Raw genomic sequence first — 15,091 nt, forward strand, 5'->3', positions numbered from 1 at the left:
AAATAGTAACGAGGGTTCATTATGACAGCTTCAGCATATACTCAAAAACACAGGCCGATACTGGCTAAGTTAGACGGTAAGGGCCCTTATATTGTCTCCGACTTAACCGTTTCAGAGCAGATATTTTCACGCTCCGATTATGCCGCGACTTTAATATCCAAAGACAAAATATCAGAATCCTTATTAGGCAAAGCAATTGACTTTAGTTACTCACCTGGGCTCGAAGGCAACAGAAAAGAAGCACGTCGTTTTCATGCTTTAGTCTCATCGATAGAAAGTCTCAGTTTTGATCCTGCAAAAGAACTTTATACCTACCGTATCGAAGCGATAGATCCATTATCCGTATTTAACTATCGCGTTTCGAGTCGTACTTTCCAAGACATGACCAGCAAGCAGATCATTGAAAAAGTCTTGTCTGACTCCGGTTTAAAAAGCTATTTCAAACTATCAATGCGTAATGCAGGCAGTAAACACACCTATTGTATCCAATTTAACGAAAATGATTACGGCTTCCTAAGACGAATGATGGCAAGCGAAGGTTGGCATTATCACAGTGATCATAACGGCAGTCAGCCGTGCATTATCATCGGTGATAACAACCAAGACTTTGCAAATCTAGATAACAGCAAAATTCCGTTTATTACAGGCGCTAAAGATAAAACACACGCCATCACACATTGGCATGCGCGTAACATTCTTGGCGTCAGCAAGTTATCACTTGGCGATCACAATGCCGAACTCGCCGAATGTCTATCGAGTGGCAATAGAACCACGAGCAATAGCGTTAAAAACAACGCGCTAACACAATACTTTTTTGGTCAAGGTCATCCCGATAAAAATACCATCAGAGATTCTGCCAAGCGCCAGATGGAAAGCATCGACACACAAAAAGTCAAGATCACGGCACAATCATCCATCCCTGCATTAGGAGCTGGATTACGCTTTACATTAACTGACCACAGTGAAAGTGAACACAATCAAGAATACGTAGTGACGCAAGCAGAACATCACTTCTCGGCAACAGAAAGCGGTCATAAAACCGAATACAACAATACATTTAAATGTATGCCTGCTTCTATTTTATGGCGTCCAGCCTTCTTACCAAAACCCCAGATCCACAGTGTGCAAAGTGCAGAAGTCACTGGGCCAAGTGGTGAAGAAACAAATCAAGATAAACAAGGACGAATTAAAGTCCAGTTCCATTGGGATCTACAGGGAAAAAAAGACGAAAAAAGCTCATGCTGGGTACCTGTTTCTCAAGCGACAGCCAGTAACGGGTTTGGTGTGCAATTTATCCCACGCGTTGGTGACGAAGTATTAATTAACTTTATTGATGGCGACCCTGACCGCCCTGTTGTTTGTGGGTCTATCTACACAGGGAAAAATAAACCGCCCTACAGCGCTGCGACACAATCAGGCATCAAAACCAGAAGTACACCAAAAGGCAATGCCAGTACAGCCAATGAACTCAGATTCGAAGACAAAAAAGACAAAGAAGAGATCTTTTTACAAGCCGAAAAAGATCTGACCATCAATGTAAAACAAAACAGCAAACAAACCGTCACTGGCACATCGTTATTAACCGTCAAGAAAACAATAAACATCAGCAGTAAAGAAGCTACAAGTCTTGAAAGTAAAGATGCCTTATCAACTAAATCGGCAAAAGACACCAGTATCTCATCTGATGCAAACATCAGCCTCGATGCAGGTAAGAAAGCCAATATCAGTGCAACTTCTGCAATCAAAATTGATGGCCAAACGATTGAGCTAAAAGGCAAGACAAAAATAAAGCTCTCAGTCGGTGGCAGTAGTATCGAAATCAGCCCTAGCGGCGTAAAAATAGCAGGACCACAAATAGCCATCGACGGACAAGGTAGCGCCACCCTCAAAGCAACTATCGTCACTGTCGAAAGCAAGGCGAAAACAGACATCAAAGGCGCACTTGTCGGTATTAATGGCAGTGCAATGACACAGGTAAAAGCAGGTGCCATGGTTCAAATACAAGGCGCAATAGCGAAGGTAAACTAATGCATTATTTAAAGATCCCACATCAACATGCACAAGATATTTTATCTTTGTATGAAGCAAGTGATGAGATAACAGCACTCGCAGAGCAGCATCAGACACCCGCAGCAGTCATCGAGGTGGCGATTGCTGCTGAACTCTTTGCTGATACCGCTTTATTCCTTGCGCACGCATTACCAGTCAGAGAAGCAATTTGGTGGGCATGTTGCTGTGCAAGTCAACGTAATGACTGGAACGAAGATGAAGCGAATGCGATCCGCTCGGCTAAGGCATGGGTGCATGAACCCGATGAAACTGCACGTCGATTTGCCGAAGACATGGCAAAAAAAGCAGACTTACAAACCGGAGCTGGTTGGGTTGCTCAGGCAGCATTCTGGAGTGGTGGTAGCATGACAGCACCGAATGAACCTATCGTTCAACCGCCTGAATACTTATATTCACAAGCCGTCGCAGGCGCAGTTAACTTAATCGCGGCCCTACCCGATGGCGAACATGCCACAGAGCGATATGAACACTATTTTAAACTTGGATTACATATTGCCCAAGGTGGCAATGGTAAGTTAGGAGAATAATATGTTACCAGCAGCACGCGCGACCGACATGCATGTATGTCCAATGCAAACCCCGGCACTAGTACCAATCCCACATGTTGGCGGGCCGCTGCTTCCCCTACCGACAACAGTATTAATTGGTAATTTACCCGCTGCAACCGTAGGGCAAATATGTATGTGCGTGGGACCTCCAGACAGTGTAGTAAAAGGCAGCGCAACCGTCTTAGTTAACAGTAAACCCGCGGCAAGAATGGGCGATACAACAGCACACGGAGGCACCATTATCATGGGGATGCCAACCGTGTTAATTGGTGGATAATTTTAAGCCTAATCGATATTAGGCTTATCTTTCATTTTTGTCAGCCAATTAAGCCAGCGTGTTAATAACCGCTGTTCCTGTACGCTCAAATCCGAATTATACAACTGTAATAACCACTGATAAAAAGCATACCAATCATCCTCTGGCATAACGATGTGCGACTGTTCATAACGATCTACAGAGCAAAATCCGGGCGTCACCTGCCACGATGACAAATTCGATAATGTCGCACCTAACGGTAGTGCAGAGCCACAATCAATTAACGATATTTCACCCTTATCAGCATTATAAATAACATTCGATGGTTTAATATCGCCATGCACCCAACCTTGCGCATGCATCGCCATAATCGCCCGCACTATTTGTGGTATCAGTGGCAAAAATTCACTTATTTGATGCACAGTGAAGGAGAGTAATGACTCTCCCTCAATAAATGGCAGTAATAATAAATGTTCCGCCTCAAAATACGCTAAAGCAGGGCGAATATAATATGAATGGCAATGTGATAAACAGCGCCACTCTCGCTCTATAGCGAGGGGTTCAGCCTGCTTCAGCACCCTATAATCTGATACTGAAGCAAATTGGTTATCTCGAACTAACCATGTCGTCGACGACAGTAACTTGATCACTGTGAAACGAGAAGCCAGTCGACCGTTTATCACGTCCACCATCCTTTATAAACGCACAGGTAAGCTAAAGCGAGTAAACAAATACTTATCAAAGATTTGATTACTGCCCTTTAGGCTGTATTGCAAGACGATATCTTCATTATTAAGTTTGTAGGTTAACTTCTTAATGCGTCGGTCACCCGTTGCACTTGTACGTCCATCAAACAAAGCTCTAAACAGTGCCCATTGTCCTGAATATGATTTACTGGCAACACGATTCTCACCACTGAAGAAATTAACCGACATGTAATCATCTTCACCAATCGATGGCCATGCAATGCTTTGCCATAATCGAGGACCATGGCGATATGAAAATATATTTTCCGTTTCCATGATGTTAAATTGCGTGACAGAGGTACTCATCGAACTCGCTTTTAACTTCAACGTCATTGCCAGTTCTTGTCCCGAAGCACCAAAGAACAACTCTCTAATCGTTTTTGCTTGCTTAAGCTGCTGTAAACTCTTCGTATTAATGGGCAGTTTTTCGCCATCAAATTCAGCCAGCTTTAACGTACCATTATCCCAATACGTGAAGGGATGAAGCACTTCACTCACGAACTTATCGATACGACCTTCAGGCTTGAACATCAATGCAAAATCATCAATAGCAACTTCGCCACGTCCTGTTAACAAGAACGGAAAACGTCCTTCAACCGCCTGACGATAAAACCCATGAACTTGCTCTTTCCATTGCTGATTAACGTGATCAGCACTGCCGTTGATCACACGCTTCCATGACTGCGCATACAAAGATTTGATCCAACTTGCCACTTGATTTGGCGAGCGACTTGATTGTCGACGGAAATTAACCAGTACATCTTGGCTACCTGTCGCATGTGCTTGTGCATACTGATATAGCGCTCGACTTGGATCACCACTTGATAACGCTGTATCAAAATACGCATTTAATTGATCTAACTCAGCCATCAATTCATCTACAGGTGTCGTTTTACCTTTGCTCACCATGAATGTTGAATAAGGATTAAACGCCTCATTAACAACATATGAAGGTTGTAAACGTAATAGCTTATCGCCCGCAAGACGATTAACTCTTTCAACTTTCTTCAATACCGAGGCCGCTTTTTTCAAACCTAATTGACCGACAACCTTCGCATCAGGTGCATCTTCTGCTTGTTTCGCAAGCGTGGTATTCACAACAAGCGCATCAAGCACATCAATAATCGGACTATTCGCAGGTGAACGCGCTGTCTTAACCGCATAAGCAAGGTCATCAATCGAATCAAATTGCTTCACTTCGATGTTGTTAATCAGCTCTTTCCACTGATATACATAATCGGCATAATACAAACGCTGGACCTTCTTGCTCAACTCCGCAAGCTCAGAAATAGATCCGCCCGACATATCTCCTTGAATGCTTTTAAATTCATTCAATTGTTTTTTAAGCAAACTTGATTTCGCACTCAAATCGATATTAGCCTGCCCCTGACGCGTAAATAACTCAGGTAATAAATAACCGTTAAACCCCGTTTTGAATTGAAATAACACATCAAACTTATCCCCTAATTGGCGACGTGTATCAACGCGATTACGGTATTCAGGTAATGACTTGATGCGAGTGTAGATCAAACGTTCTGGTGATAAGCCCTCTAAATTTTGCTTTGCAACCGAAATTAAATCATCACTCTGAACAAGTACTTGCTCATAATCACTATTAAATAAATCTTCCATTAACAAGGTTAAGGTTTCAATATTATCTAATGAGATATCGCCTTGCTCGTTGAGTGTTTCAACCAAATAAGCCAATAACTCAGTCGTGTCGAGACGTTGCTTATCAAATAGCATTTGATAATAACGCAACACTTCAAATATCTTACTCGAATTACCTAGGTTAACGTACACGTACAGTTCGCTGCTGAGTACTTCAGCCAATTGAGGTAGCAAGAACATCTGTAATTGATCTTCATAGCTCGAGTAGATCTGCGCCGTCGTTTTAGGCTGATTAATACTGATACGTTGATACAAAGGCGTTGGTTTACGCCCTTCTTCAACAACCAAACGTAATTCATTTAATACCGGAATAATGTCTTCAAAACCAACATTAGTATTGCGTAATCGTTCCATATTATGCTGATACAGGGTTAATTGAGTGACAGCATGGTTGCGGTAATCTTCATCTTTATTCCAGTTATCGCGTAGCAATAAACCAAGCACGACAATCACCCCGATAAAGCCAAGCATCATCGACGTTCGTGAAACAAGATAGCTATAATGGCGCAGTTGATTGACACCAACAAGGCTCGATTCAGGTAAGACACTCTGCTGTAATACGGCAGTTGAAAATAACTGCTTACGGCCAGATGACTGTACTCGTGTCGAATTTGCATTAAAGGCACTGTTACTCGCAACAAGTTGAGTAAGTAAGTCATGACTGTTGCCATTTTGCTGTGTCGAGCATAAATACATGCCCCTTAACCACACAATGTCTCGAACCCGATTTTCACGACTAATCCCTTCTAAGAACTCGCTGACTTGCTCAAAGAAAAGACGTAATTGATATGGCAGTGCAACAACAGAGTGCGCATCTTCTTGACGTGTTTCTCGTAATGATTGAAATTGCTGCTGAGCTAACACATCGAGTAATTGCTGACATTCCAGTTCAAACATACTGGTTTCAAATCGGTGATCATCAGTGTTTGGGAATGTTATCCCCAAAGGTCGGTCGATATCGCAGCCTGAGTTACTCGAGAAAAATTCAACAAAGTCGGTAATCGAATCTGCCTTCGTGAATAATGTATAAACAGGCAATGGGAGCCCACAATGTTCACCGAGAGTTAAAATAGCATCTTGTAAATTTGAGCTAAGGGATAAACGTTCTTTTTTATCTCCTGTTAACAATCGCTCACAGCTAATCGCCGCCAGTACACCATTAATGGCTTGGCGAGGTCGGTATTTCATTAATTGCTGTGCAAACACACGCCACAACGCATCATCAATGCCGTCACGGTCAAATAAACGATGGCCAACTTCAATCACCACCATGTTTTCATTACTCCAAAATCGCATATATTGTGATGTTTCACTTTTATCACGATCTCGATAGTTCACTGGTTCTAGATTATTTTGATGCAGTAAGCTACTTTTAGCGTCATTTTCACCGCCAATAACAACATACCAAGGCAACTCATATAAGCTACGTAGCTTACTGCCCTTGTGCCCTTTTAGCTTTTTAACCGCTGATTTAAACAATGAGTTAATTATTTTCACATCTTGTTTAAATAAGATAACTTGCTCATGCACTGCTGACTTTTCTTCTCGAAAGTGCTGCCAAACCGCAATGATGAGAGCAACCACAATCAAACATCCACCAACAATAGCAACCACAAGTTTTAATAATTCATCACCTTCATCTGAGGCCGGGAGATATACCCAGCTCAATCCGGTACAAATCAATAACGCTAACGCGATAAGCAAGCACGCTATTTTTAATGTTATTTTTTTCATCATTTATCATCAACCTTATTACTGCGGCGTATTACTGCATTTAATCCAAAGCGCGCATTTATTTCATTTTTCAACAGTTTCGCTTTTGCTAAGTCACTATTATTCGGGATCAGTAATTCCACACCAGTTGGTACTTCGTTTAGCTCCACTTTATAACCAATGGCCTCGATGTCTTTTTCTAACCGTGTTGCGCTGGCTTTTGTCGCAAAATTCGCAATCACGATATTCCATGAGATCGTATCGATAAACGCAGTCGGTTTTACATCCTCAGGTTCTTCAGCTTCAATACCTAAGTCTTCGAGTGTGCTGGTATAAATCAAATCATTGTTATTGGTGCTATTAATAAAACCAGCCATATTCAGTGAGCTAAATGCGATTAAAGTTGATTGACTGCGTTGGTCATACCAAAATTCAGAAAAACAATACGTACTGATAATCAGTAGTACGCCAATCCAAGATAATTTAGCCGCACTAATAAACCGCCAAGGAGTGGTCGCTTCCGGCATCACAATAGGTGTCGGGGGTTCGAGTATGGATTCACTGCGGTAGTGTCGGATCGTGCTGTAAAGTTCAGACTGCAGTTCATTCATTTTTTGTCGATTATCATGACGATACTTACCTAAAAAACCGAGCATAATTAATACGTATTGCAGCTCTAAAAAGTCCACCAGCTTTGCAGGTTGACGACTTGCTTGTTCAAGCAGTTGGAAAAAGACCTCACCACCATCACGTTGACTAAATACCTTACTGAGTAGTGAGTGATTTTCCCAACGAGCCACTTCGCCCCACGAGGTATACAAAATCAATTCATCAAACGCCGCACATAATATAAAGCAGACCTTTTCAATCACACTCGGATGATAATCTAAAAACAGCCCTTTACGTTTAAAGTCAGCAATGCCATCCAACAATTGTTGACGAAAGGCATTGATGTCTAAAGGGGAAGTTTGTCTGTCTACACAGGCCAAAATACCCAGCAATTCACTGCATTCTTTTAAGAGGGGGTTGTTATAATTCGCTAATTGAGCGATTAACTTTTCCGAGCCTTTTAAATCAAGTTGCACTTCATTACTGACTTTCTTGGCTTTACGCGGACTATTAGTACGACGAATGGAAATTGTCGGTTGTTCATTAAATAATGATGTCATCGCGCCCCCTAACGAATTACGTACAATTCAATATCAACATCGCCAATGCGATTATCGACATGTAATGCAATTGGTTCGTCTTTCTTCACCAGTTGTTGCCACAAGTCAGATTGCGTATCTAACTCGAAATAAGCCACATCAGTACGTGATTTCAGTTCAGATGGTGCAATAGGCAATGCGCGTACTGGCACTCCAGATAAGGCGTTACGCACAAGATCAGCAACCATGCTGTTCCCAGCCAATTTAACCGCGAGCGGAAATTGTTTGCTTAACTGCACTGCGCCTAACGGTGACGAGACAACCAAAATAAAACGTCCCGCATTATAAAGACTGGAATCCTGAACTAGCGTTCGTAGTAAACGACGTTTATCAAATAAGCTCTTATCCCAAACTAATGTCGTCACACTATCAAGTTGAACTTCACGTAGCAGCACACGCATATCAGCAAACAAAGTCGAAAATAGGTGATATAAGTGGCCATTGTTCCAGCTGTCATATTCCTTCGGCATCTGAGTATCTAACCCCTGCATTTCACCTGCCATCGACATACATGTTTGATAAATTTCTTGCGGTGATGTTGTGCCACTATCAAGCCAATATTTAATCGTCGGTAACCAACGCCCCAACGCCTGTAACCATAAATAATCACGGATTAAGGCTTGGTAGCTTTTGTTAACAGAGTCAACCTGTAGACGCTGTGAGATAGTGTTTGCACGGTATTTCATCTGTGCATACAGATCGTTCACGTTATCTTTTAAATATTCAGACACCGTAAAGTAAAGTGACATAGGGATAAACGCACGATTTAGCTCAATACCACCATCAGACTTATGTTCCGTAATATGTGCAATCGGGATTTGGGTATAATCTTGTAACTCGTCGCCTTCAAGCTTGAGTACGATATTCAAGTCTGCTAGCTCTAATTGCAACGCATCGGCATTGTCTCGAGTCGTATCAAATACATCGTAATCAGTACGGTGGTAACGGCGGTGTTGATCACCTTTATCACCCACATTCATCACACCAGAACGATAAATTGGCATCGCTAAATACACTAATTTATCAATCGCGCCTGCAGGAACATCAAGCGCTAATCCATTACGAATATCAAAAGGCGTGCCATCAGGAAAAATACCTTTCGCACGCTTGATCCCAACCTTGCCAATACTAACTAATGAATAATCAAGTTCTAACTCAGCCAAGCCGTGGCGCATAGGATTCATCAGGCTACAATATTGTTTGGTGAACTCTTCAAGATAACGCTCTTGCTGCTGAAAGTGTTGCGGGCTTAAAAACATCCCTTCAGACCAAACTACTTTTTTCTTATCCATTATTAATCCTCTTCGCCTGTCACGGTAATGTTTACGCCGTCAATACTGATGTTTACAACAATCGGAAATCCAGATTGCACACTCAAAATTGCGGTACTCTTGGCTTCTCTATAATTAGAAAAAGCAGCCACCACACCAACATATTTAATTTCGCTGCTTTGTGGCAGCGCGACCTTGTGTGTCTCGCTCGGTAAGATACTGTCGAGCTGACGTTTCGATAATAAGCCCGCCTTTAATACGCCTTGATCGTCACTATACAAATCAATAAAGTTCGCCTGCGTAAACGCATCACTGTCTGCCAGTTGATAGATTCGAATTTCAAGGGGTGACGCCAAGCCATTAATATTAGGGTTGATGTTGTTTTCAGCCTCAATATTAACGACCACTTGCAATGGCTGTATCTCTCGCCAGCTGCAAGCATTCAAAAACAAAGTACAGATAAAAAAAACAAGCACTCGTTGCATATTACTTGTCTCCCATTGACTGCTTAATACGTAAACTTTCACTGAAATACGCTTTAAATTTCATCTGCCATTCTTTATTCTCTTTTTGGCGAGTAAAGTAGCGTTTGTATAGCGTCCAATAATTCGCTTTCTTTTGCCAAAAACGTCGTGGCGCAAAATCATCAAAGAAACTTTCTAGCTCCGCTGGCGAAATATCTGACAGTAACCGCTCTAACGCCATTTCGGCTGATTGCACCATCAAGTCATGTTGCTTAAGTTGTAATAGCATCAATTGCTGTGATTCCAACGCAGAATAAGGCGACAGTGAACTCGAATCAGTAAACGGTTGGCCTTCATCAATCACAACGGATGCGGTATTAAGCATGTCATCACCAAAGGGATCATCTGAAAAACTGTCATCACCTAACCAGGTGTTTTGAGGGATGCCTTGCCCTTTCGATTTTACTGGTTCATTCGCGACAAACGGGTCTTCAAATATGCCTTCCAACTCTTCTTTAGGATCAGTAAAATCCCATTCAGGCATCGTAAAATCATCAAGCTGTTCAGGTGCTGAGTTCTTATGTTCATCGGCCGAACGCGTATTAACACCCGCAGTTGGTAAAACATCCCCAAACGGATCCTCATCCCAACCATTCAGTGGAGACTGTTTATCTGCACCTTGTGTTCCAGGCTGCTGCGACGCTTTTGCAACCGCTTTCTCCGGTGTGAAGCAAGACACCATTAGGCGATATTTACCCACATTCACCACATCACCATCATTCAATGTCGATTGGTTATTTACACCTAACGGTTTTGTCGCACCATTTAGATACACACCATTCGTGCTCACATCCATAATTTGATAACCACGGCTGCTACGATTAATGAGTGCATGTGTACCCGAGATTTCTCTCGACGCATCTGATAATTGCATCGTCATGCCATAAGCACGGCCAATGCTCCCTCCTTCATCTGGAAAGTTGACAGTCCATTCTGGAATCGGTTCTCCATCAGGAGAGCTGATAATTCGTAATGATAACGGCATATTATTGACCCTCACACGCCACAATGGCTTGGTTAAATTCATTGATAAACAGTGGATATTTTTGGGTGAATTTCTTCGAAAAATACACACCAAGTGGCTTCTCGTTCACCACAGTTTTGGTTATTGCGCGATGACTAATACCTAATTGGTTAATGGCATTTTCCATCACCACATCATTCGCCAATACAGCTCCAACTTCGCCAGACAGCAACAGCTCTATAAGCGCGGTAGCACGACGTGGTTTCTTCTCTACGCGGTAACCCTGTTTCTGTAACCACAGCCATTTGTTAGAACCAAATAATGCGGTCACAGGTACTTCTTTTTTAAACTGAGGAGCCTTGGTATCAATCGCGTCTGACAAACTAAACCAACTCCATGTTTGATTCATTAAAGGCGCTGAATACTCCGCATATTTATCACGAGTGTCATTTTTAGACGCGAGGAAAAGGCCATGTAACTCCCCAACTTCCGTGAGGATTTGAGAGCGGTCCCAATCTGTCATGGTGATTTGATAAGGCTGTTTCATCATTTTTAAAATACATTTTAATTTCACGATACCAAGTCCTTTCATTTCACCATTTTCTTGGTATTGATAAGGACTCCACACTTGTGTTGCTAACAGTAATCGTTCTGGACGTATTTCACTTTTTGCCATAAATGAAACACCCAAAAACAAGCTAAACGCCAGTGTTAACGGCGTTATGTTCATGATTACTCTGCTTACCTTGTGTATTACTTTCATTGACCGTCCTCCACCGACATGCCGTTAGAACGGATCATTCTGCCTTCTATGCCATATACATCGCTGGCCATTTCCATCAGTTCGAAAGGGATTGATTGATTAATACGGGCAGCTTGTTTAAAGCTAATTGAAATATCCGGAGGCGAGATAACACCGACAGGAAGTTCCCCAACTGCAATCTCCCTTTTTAAAATTTGAATACCATACAAGGCCGCTTGTGTCGCATTATTCACAAAGCTAACGCCGAACGACATTAACGCACTGCCCTCCGTTCCATTCACTACATCAGGTACTGCAGAAATCAGCGCTAATTGCTCTGAAAGTTGATTAATTTCATCCACACGCGCGAGTAACAACGAGCTACCCGTTAACCAAAGTAAGGTATTATCCAGTTCAGGATCCGCTTGTTTAAGCGTGGTCATTGCCGTTCCCATTACCGACTTTAATCCCATGGTCGATTTAGACTCATCAACAACAATAGGTACAACGGTAAGCCCTACTTTTTCAGCAAATTTCTTCATTGGCAGGAATTGCGTTAGATAGGCGCTTTGATTGGTACGTGAATACAAAATACCAATTTGTTTTAAATGCGGATTAAAGCGTTGCATGATGCGAAGGGTCACATCCGTTAATAGGTTCAATGATGTGAACGCAAAGTTATTACCCGTACCGGCATAGTCATCCGTAAGTCCTAATAACACCGGATCTTTTGAGTTAACAGAAACAACCGGTAATAACCCACCTTGATACACTTTGTGCACAGATACGGTCGCCTTAGAACCTAAGGTATATACCAAGTCAACTTCGCTCTCGGCGCGATGCAGCAAGTTTACTAACATGGCATCATCTGCTGGTAAGCGCTTAACCATCCACTGCACTTGCGGTAATTGCGTGCTGTATACGTTTAACAGTGTTTTTAATGCCACATCATAAGAAGAAGCCTTACGTGATACGATCACCAGAATTTTAGATAATGAACGCGCAGGCACAAATGACACCCCTTCAGCAACAGAATCAGCACGCCAATGGCTGGCGGCTTTAGGTTGTAACTCTTCGCCTAACCATGTTGGCCATTCCGTCGCTGCATATGTTGGTAAACAGCATGCTACCCAAATTAATAAGATTCGGATCATACGTTTACCGCCTTAGATATTTGTCTATCGAATATAGAAAACAACACGGCTATCACGACAAAGAAAATAGCCAGCGTGATCAGCGCATAAGCCACGCCAACCCAGAATAATAATTGCCCAACAATAAGTGGCCCTGATACATGCCCCAGTCGTTCAAGAAAACGATATGTCGCAGCAATAACAGAATCCACCTCTTGTCTATCAGCCATCGCATTCACAACATGCGTCACCACGGGAGCATTAATAAGACCATGCGATAACCCCATACACATCATTGAAATAGTGGTAAAGACAACAATCATCAGGCTGTCCTCCATTTCAAATGCCGTACCAAGAATAATAAGTGCGACTCCGGCAAGTAGATTACCCACGCTCAATGCAAATTTACTACTACCTAATTTATCGACCCAAGGCCCCGCTTTATGGCTCACCAATAACACCACAGCCGCATACGTCATTAGCACTTGGCCGATGCTTTCCTTGCTGATACCACGCTCTGCAAGCATTAGCGGTACCGCAAAAGAAACAACACCTGTTAACGCCGCTTTCGTCGGAATGCCCACCAATAACATGGTGCGGATAAACGCAGGAACTTTCATTAACCGCCAAGAATCTCGCATCATAACGGCGATATTATTGAACAACGACCCCGAGGCTTTCGTCGACGCTTTCATACTCGGTAATACAAAACTAAATAATGTCATCACAGCGCCAATTGCGGTCGCCATCATAAAAATGGCACGATCACCAAAGTAATTAGCTAACAGTGCGCCAATCGCAGCACCAGCAATAAACCCAGCGTTAAAACAAAAGACAATAATGCCTGCCGCTTGGGTTTTATTTTTCTTATCACTGAAGCGTAAAATGTAACCCTGTACTGAAATAAACACGAACGCTTGACCCACACCCGACACAACGCGTGCAATCAATACACTCACAATACTGCCCTCAGCACTAACACTTAAAATGCCGCCGCCTAACGTCGATAACAACACACCACATATCAGTACGGTGCGAATATCATAGGTTTCAATTAAACGTGCAGCAGGCAATAGTGTTAAGGCAAAACCTAAAAAGTAGAGCGTGAAGAAAATAGCGGATGTGCTTGCATCAAGCCCTGACGATTCTGCCAATGACGTTAAGAACTGCGGCATAATTGGCGCCATCAAGGACTCCATTAATACAGCACCTAAAAACAACGGCTTTAGACGTTCAAGCACTTGATCTGATGAAGATTGATTTGCATCGCCACCAAGTAAACGGATAAAGGCAAAACAAACCAAGCCACAAGCAAAAAATAAGATAGCGAAATTTTTTAATACTTTCGTTAGCTGACCCAGTACGACGCTTGATTGATAAGTAAGGTGCACCTCTGCAAATTCAGAGGTCGTTAAGCTATAATCTAACCACCCAGTACGCCCCAACATCGGTAACATACTGCTTTGGTTATATTGAGAATCAGCCACTAACTCGGCATTTTTATACACGGCAATGGTAGCCACTTCAGGATTCGCTTTGCGGAAGTTATCCAGCATGCTATCAATCCCAGTCACCATCTGTTGATCAATATTATATTCCAGTACAGGCGCTAAACGGTGACTCACAATATCCGCTAACGACACCGCCTTATTGCGTAAACCATCATGATATAAACTACCTACAAGCAACACCACGCTGATCGCCATGCTAAAAAACACGGCAATAAAACTCGTTAAATACACTTTTCGGCGCTGGCTTCGAAGCACTGACACAATAAATAAAACCAGTAAAAAGGCAATCAACCACACCATAGGTTGAAAAACATCAGTCACGACCTCTTCTACTTTTTCAGGACTAAATGCAATTTTTAAATAGCCCACTTGCGTGAATTTATTATTGAGTGGAATGGTAATGTAGTTATCATCGAGAATGGTTTCTCCCGCATGATACAACTCATCGCGACCAGCAAATAACGCCAACCCAGTAACCGATGAATTCGAGCTTACAATCGGCTTTAGCACCAGATTTAAACCTGCAATTTCAGGTAAAGGCACGCCCGAATTAAGTATCTGTTCGATACCTAATTTAGCCGCTTGCGTTTGCGCTAAAATGGTGTCGGTCGATAATTCACGATGACTTTTTAGCGCTTGTGCATAACCCACAACCAGTATAAGCAGTAATGACATCGTCACTACCGCTACACCAAACGTAAGCCGAAGATTATCGTTAACGGTTCTCACTATCG

The 15,091-nt window shown here is 42.5% G+C and carries 12 protein-coding genes; 3 read left to right on the top strand and 9 right to left on the bottom strand.

Going from position 1 to position 15,091, the window contains the following annotated elements; translation table 11 throughout:
* Nucleotides 1–21: 21 nt before the first annotated feature.
* The 3 genes from HWV00_RS14650 to HWV00_RS14660 are packed head-to-tail and all read left to right on the top strand — an operon-like array spanning nucleotide 22 to nucleotide 2,895.
* Nucleotides 22–2,028, top strand: coding sequence for a type VI secretion system Vgr family protein (locus HWV00_RS14650; protein ID WP_211682436.1), 2,007 nt, complete (start codon nucleotides 22–24; stop codon nucleotides 2,026–2,028).
* Nucleotides 2,028–2,597 (top strand): Twin-arginine translocation pathway signal, encoded by a 570-nt coding sequence (locus HWV00_RS14655; protein WP_211682438.1) that lies wholly within the window; start codon nucleotides 2,028–2,030, stop codon nucleotides 2,595–2,597. Before HWV00_RS14650 ends, HWV00_RS14655 begins: the two co-directional genes overlap by 1 nt.
* Nucleotide 2,598: 1 nt before the next feature.
* Nucleotides 2,599–2,895 carry a PAAR domain-containing protein gene (locus HWV00_RS14660; RefSeq protein ID WP_211682440.1) on the top strand — a complete coding sequence of 99 codons (297 nt, stop codon included), beginning with the start codon at nucleotides 2,599–2,601 and terminating at the stop codon, nucleotides 2,893–2,895.
* An 8-nt stretch (nucleotides 2,896–2,903) separates the two neighbouring features.
* On the opposite strand, the gene HWV00_RS14665 is transcribed toward HWV00_RS14660, so the two are convergent.
* From HWV00_RS14665 to HWV00_RS14705, 9 genes are read right to left on the bottom strand one after another with little or no spacing between them, the layout of a single operon-like run.
* On the bottom strand, nucleotides 2,904–3,557 hold the full coding sequence (locus HWV00_RS14665) for an RIO1 family regulatory kinase/ATPase (RefSeq protein WP_211682442.1): 654 nt from the start codon (nucleotides 3,555–3,557) through the stop codon (nucleotides 2,904–2,906).
* Nucleotides 3,558–3,569: 12 nt separating this feature from the next.
* Entirely contained in the window at nucleotides 3,570–7,028 is a 3,459-nt protein-coding gene (gene tssM / locus HWV00_RS14670; RefSeq protein WP_255554587.1) for a type VI secretion system membrane subunit TssM, read from the bottom strand.
* A complete protein-coding gene (icmH, locus tag HWV00_RS14675) occupies nucleotides 7,025–8,173 on the bottom strand; it encodes a type IVB secretion system protein IcmH/DotU (protein WP_211682444.1) in 1,149 nt (382 codons plus the stop codon). The genes tssM and icmH overlap by 4 nt, the downstream gene beginning before the upstream one ends.
* An 8-nt stretch (nucleotides 8,174–8,181) precedes the next feature.
* On the bottom strand, nucleotides 8,182–9,504 hold the full coding sequence (gene tssK / locus HWV00_RS14680) for a type VI secretion system baseplate subunit TssK (RefSeq protein ID WP_211682446.1): 1,323 nt from the start codon (nucleotides 9,502–9,504) through the stop codon (nucleotides 8,182–8,184).
* A 2-nt stretch (nucleotides 9,505–9,506) separates the two neighbouring features.
* Entirely contained in the window at nucleotides 9,507–9,968 is a 462-nt protein-coding gene (gene tssJ, locus HWV00_RS14685) for a type VI secretion system lipoprotein TssJ (RefSeq protein WP_211682448.1), read from the bottom strand.
* Nucleotide 9,969: 1 nt separating this feature from the next.
* A complete protein-coding gene (locus tag HWV00_RS14690) occupies nucleotides 9,970–10,992 on the bottom strand; it encodes a type VI secretion system-associated FHA domain protein (RefSeq protein ID WP_211682450.1) in 1,023 nt (340 codons plus the stop codon).
* Nucleotide 10,993: 1 nt separating this feature from the next.
* A complete protein-coding gene (locus HWV00_RS14695) occupies nucleotides 10,994–11,734 on the bottom strand; it encodes an ABC transporter substrate-binding protein (RefSeq protein ID WP_255554589.1) in 741 nt (246 codons plus the stop codon).
* Entirely contained in the window at nucleotides 11,731–12,867 is a 1,137-nt protein-coding gene (locus HWV00_RS14700; protein WP_211682452.1) for an ABC transporter substrate binding protein, read from the bottom strand. The genes HWV00_RS14695 and HWV00_RS14700 overlap by 4 nt, the downstream gene beginning before the upstream one ends.
* Nucleotides 12,864–15,086 carry an MFS transporter gene (locus tag HWV00_RS14705; protein ID WP_255554591.1) on the bottom strand — a complete coding sequence of 741 codons (2,223 nt, stop codon included), beginning with the start codon at nucleotides 15,084–15,086 and terminating at the stop codon, nucleotides 12,864–12,866. The genes HWV00_RS14700 and HWV00_RS14705 overlap by 4 nt, the downstream gene beginning before the upstream one ends.
* Nucleotides 15,087–15,091: the final 5 nt, after the last annotated feature.

Origin of the sequence: Moritella sp. 24 (assembly GCF_018219155.1) — a bacterium.
GTDB lineage: Bacteria > Pseudomonadota > Gammaproteobacteria > Enterobacterales > Moritellaceae > Moritella.

What these genes read in the sequence shown, in the direction of transcription:
- tssJ (WP_211682448.1), bottom strand. Translation starts at nt 9,968, where the DNA reads ATGCAACGAGTGCTTGTTTTTTTTATCTGTACTTTGTTTTTGAATGCT.
- HWV00_RS14695 (WP_255554589.1), bottom strand. Translation starts at nt 11,734, where the DNA reads ATGAAAGTAATACACAAGGTAAGCAGAGTAATCATGAACATAACGCCG.
- HWV00_RS14700 (WP_211682452.1), bottom strand. Translation starts at nt 12,867, where the DNA reads ATGATCCGAATCTTATTAATTTGGGTAGCATGCTGTTTACCAACATAT.
- HWV00_RS14660 (WP_211682440.1), top strand. Translation starts at nt 2,599, where the DNA reads ATGTTACCAGCAGCACGCGCGACCGACATGCATGTATGTCCAATGCAA.
- HWV00_RS14690 (WP_211682450.1), bottom strand. Translation starts at nt 10,992, where the DNA reads ATGCCGTTATCATTACGAATTATCAGCTCTCCTGATGGAGAACCGATT.
- HWV00_RS14655 (WP_211682438.1), top strand. Translation starts at nt 2,028, where the DNA reads ATGCATTATTTAAAGATCCCACATCAACATGCACAAGATATTTTATCT.
- tssM (WP_255554587.1), bottom strand. Translation starts at nt 7,028, where the DNA reads ATGATGAAAAAAATAACATTAAAAATAGCGTGCTTGCTTATCGCGTTA.
- tssK (WP_211682446.1), bottom strand. Translation starts at nt 9,504, where the DNA reads ATGGATAAGAAAAAAGTAGTTTGGTCTGAAGGGATGTTTTTAAGCCCG.
- HWV00_RS14650 (WP_211682436.1), top strand. Translation starts at nt 22, where the DNA reads ATGACAGCTTCAGCATATACTCAAAAACACAGGCCGATACTGGCTAAG.
- icmH (WP_211682444.1), bottom strand. Translation starts at nt 8,173, where the DNA reads ATGACATCATTATTTAATGAACAACCGACAATTTCCATTCGTCGTACT.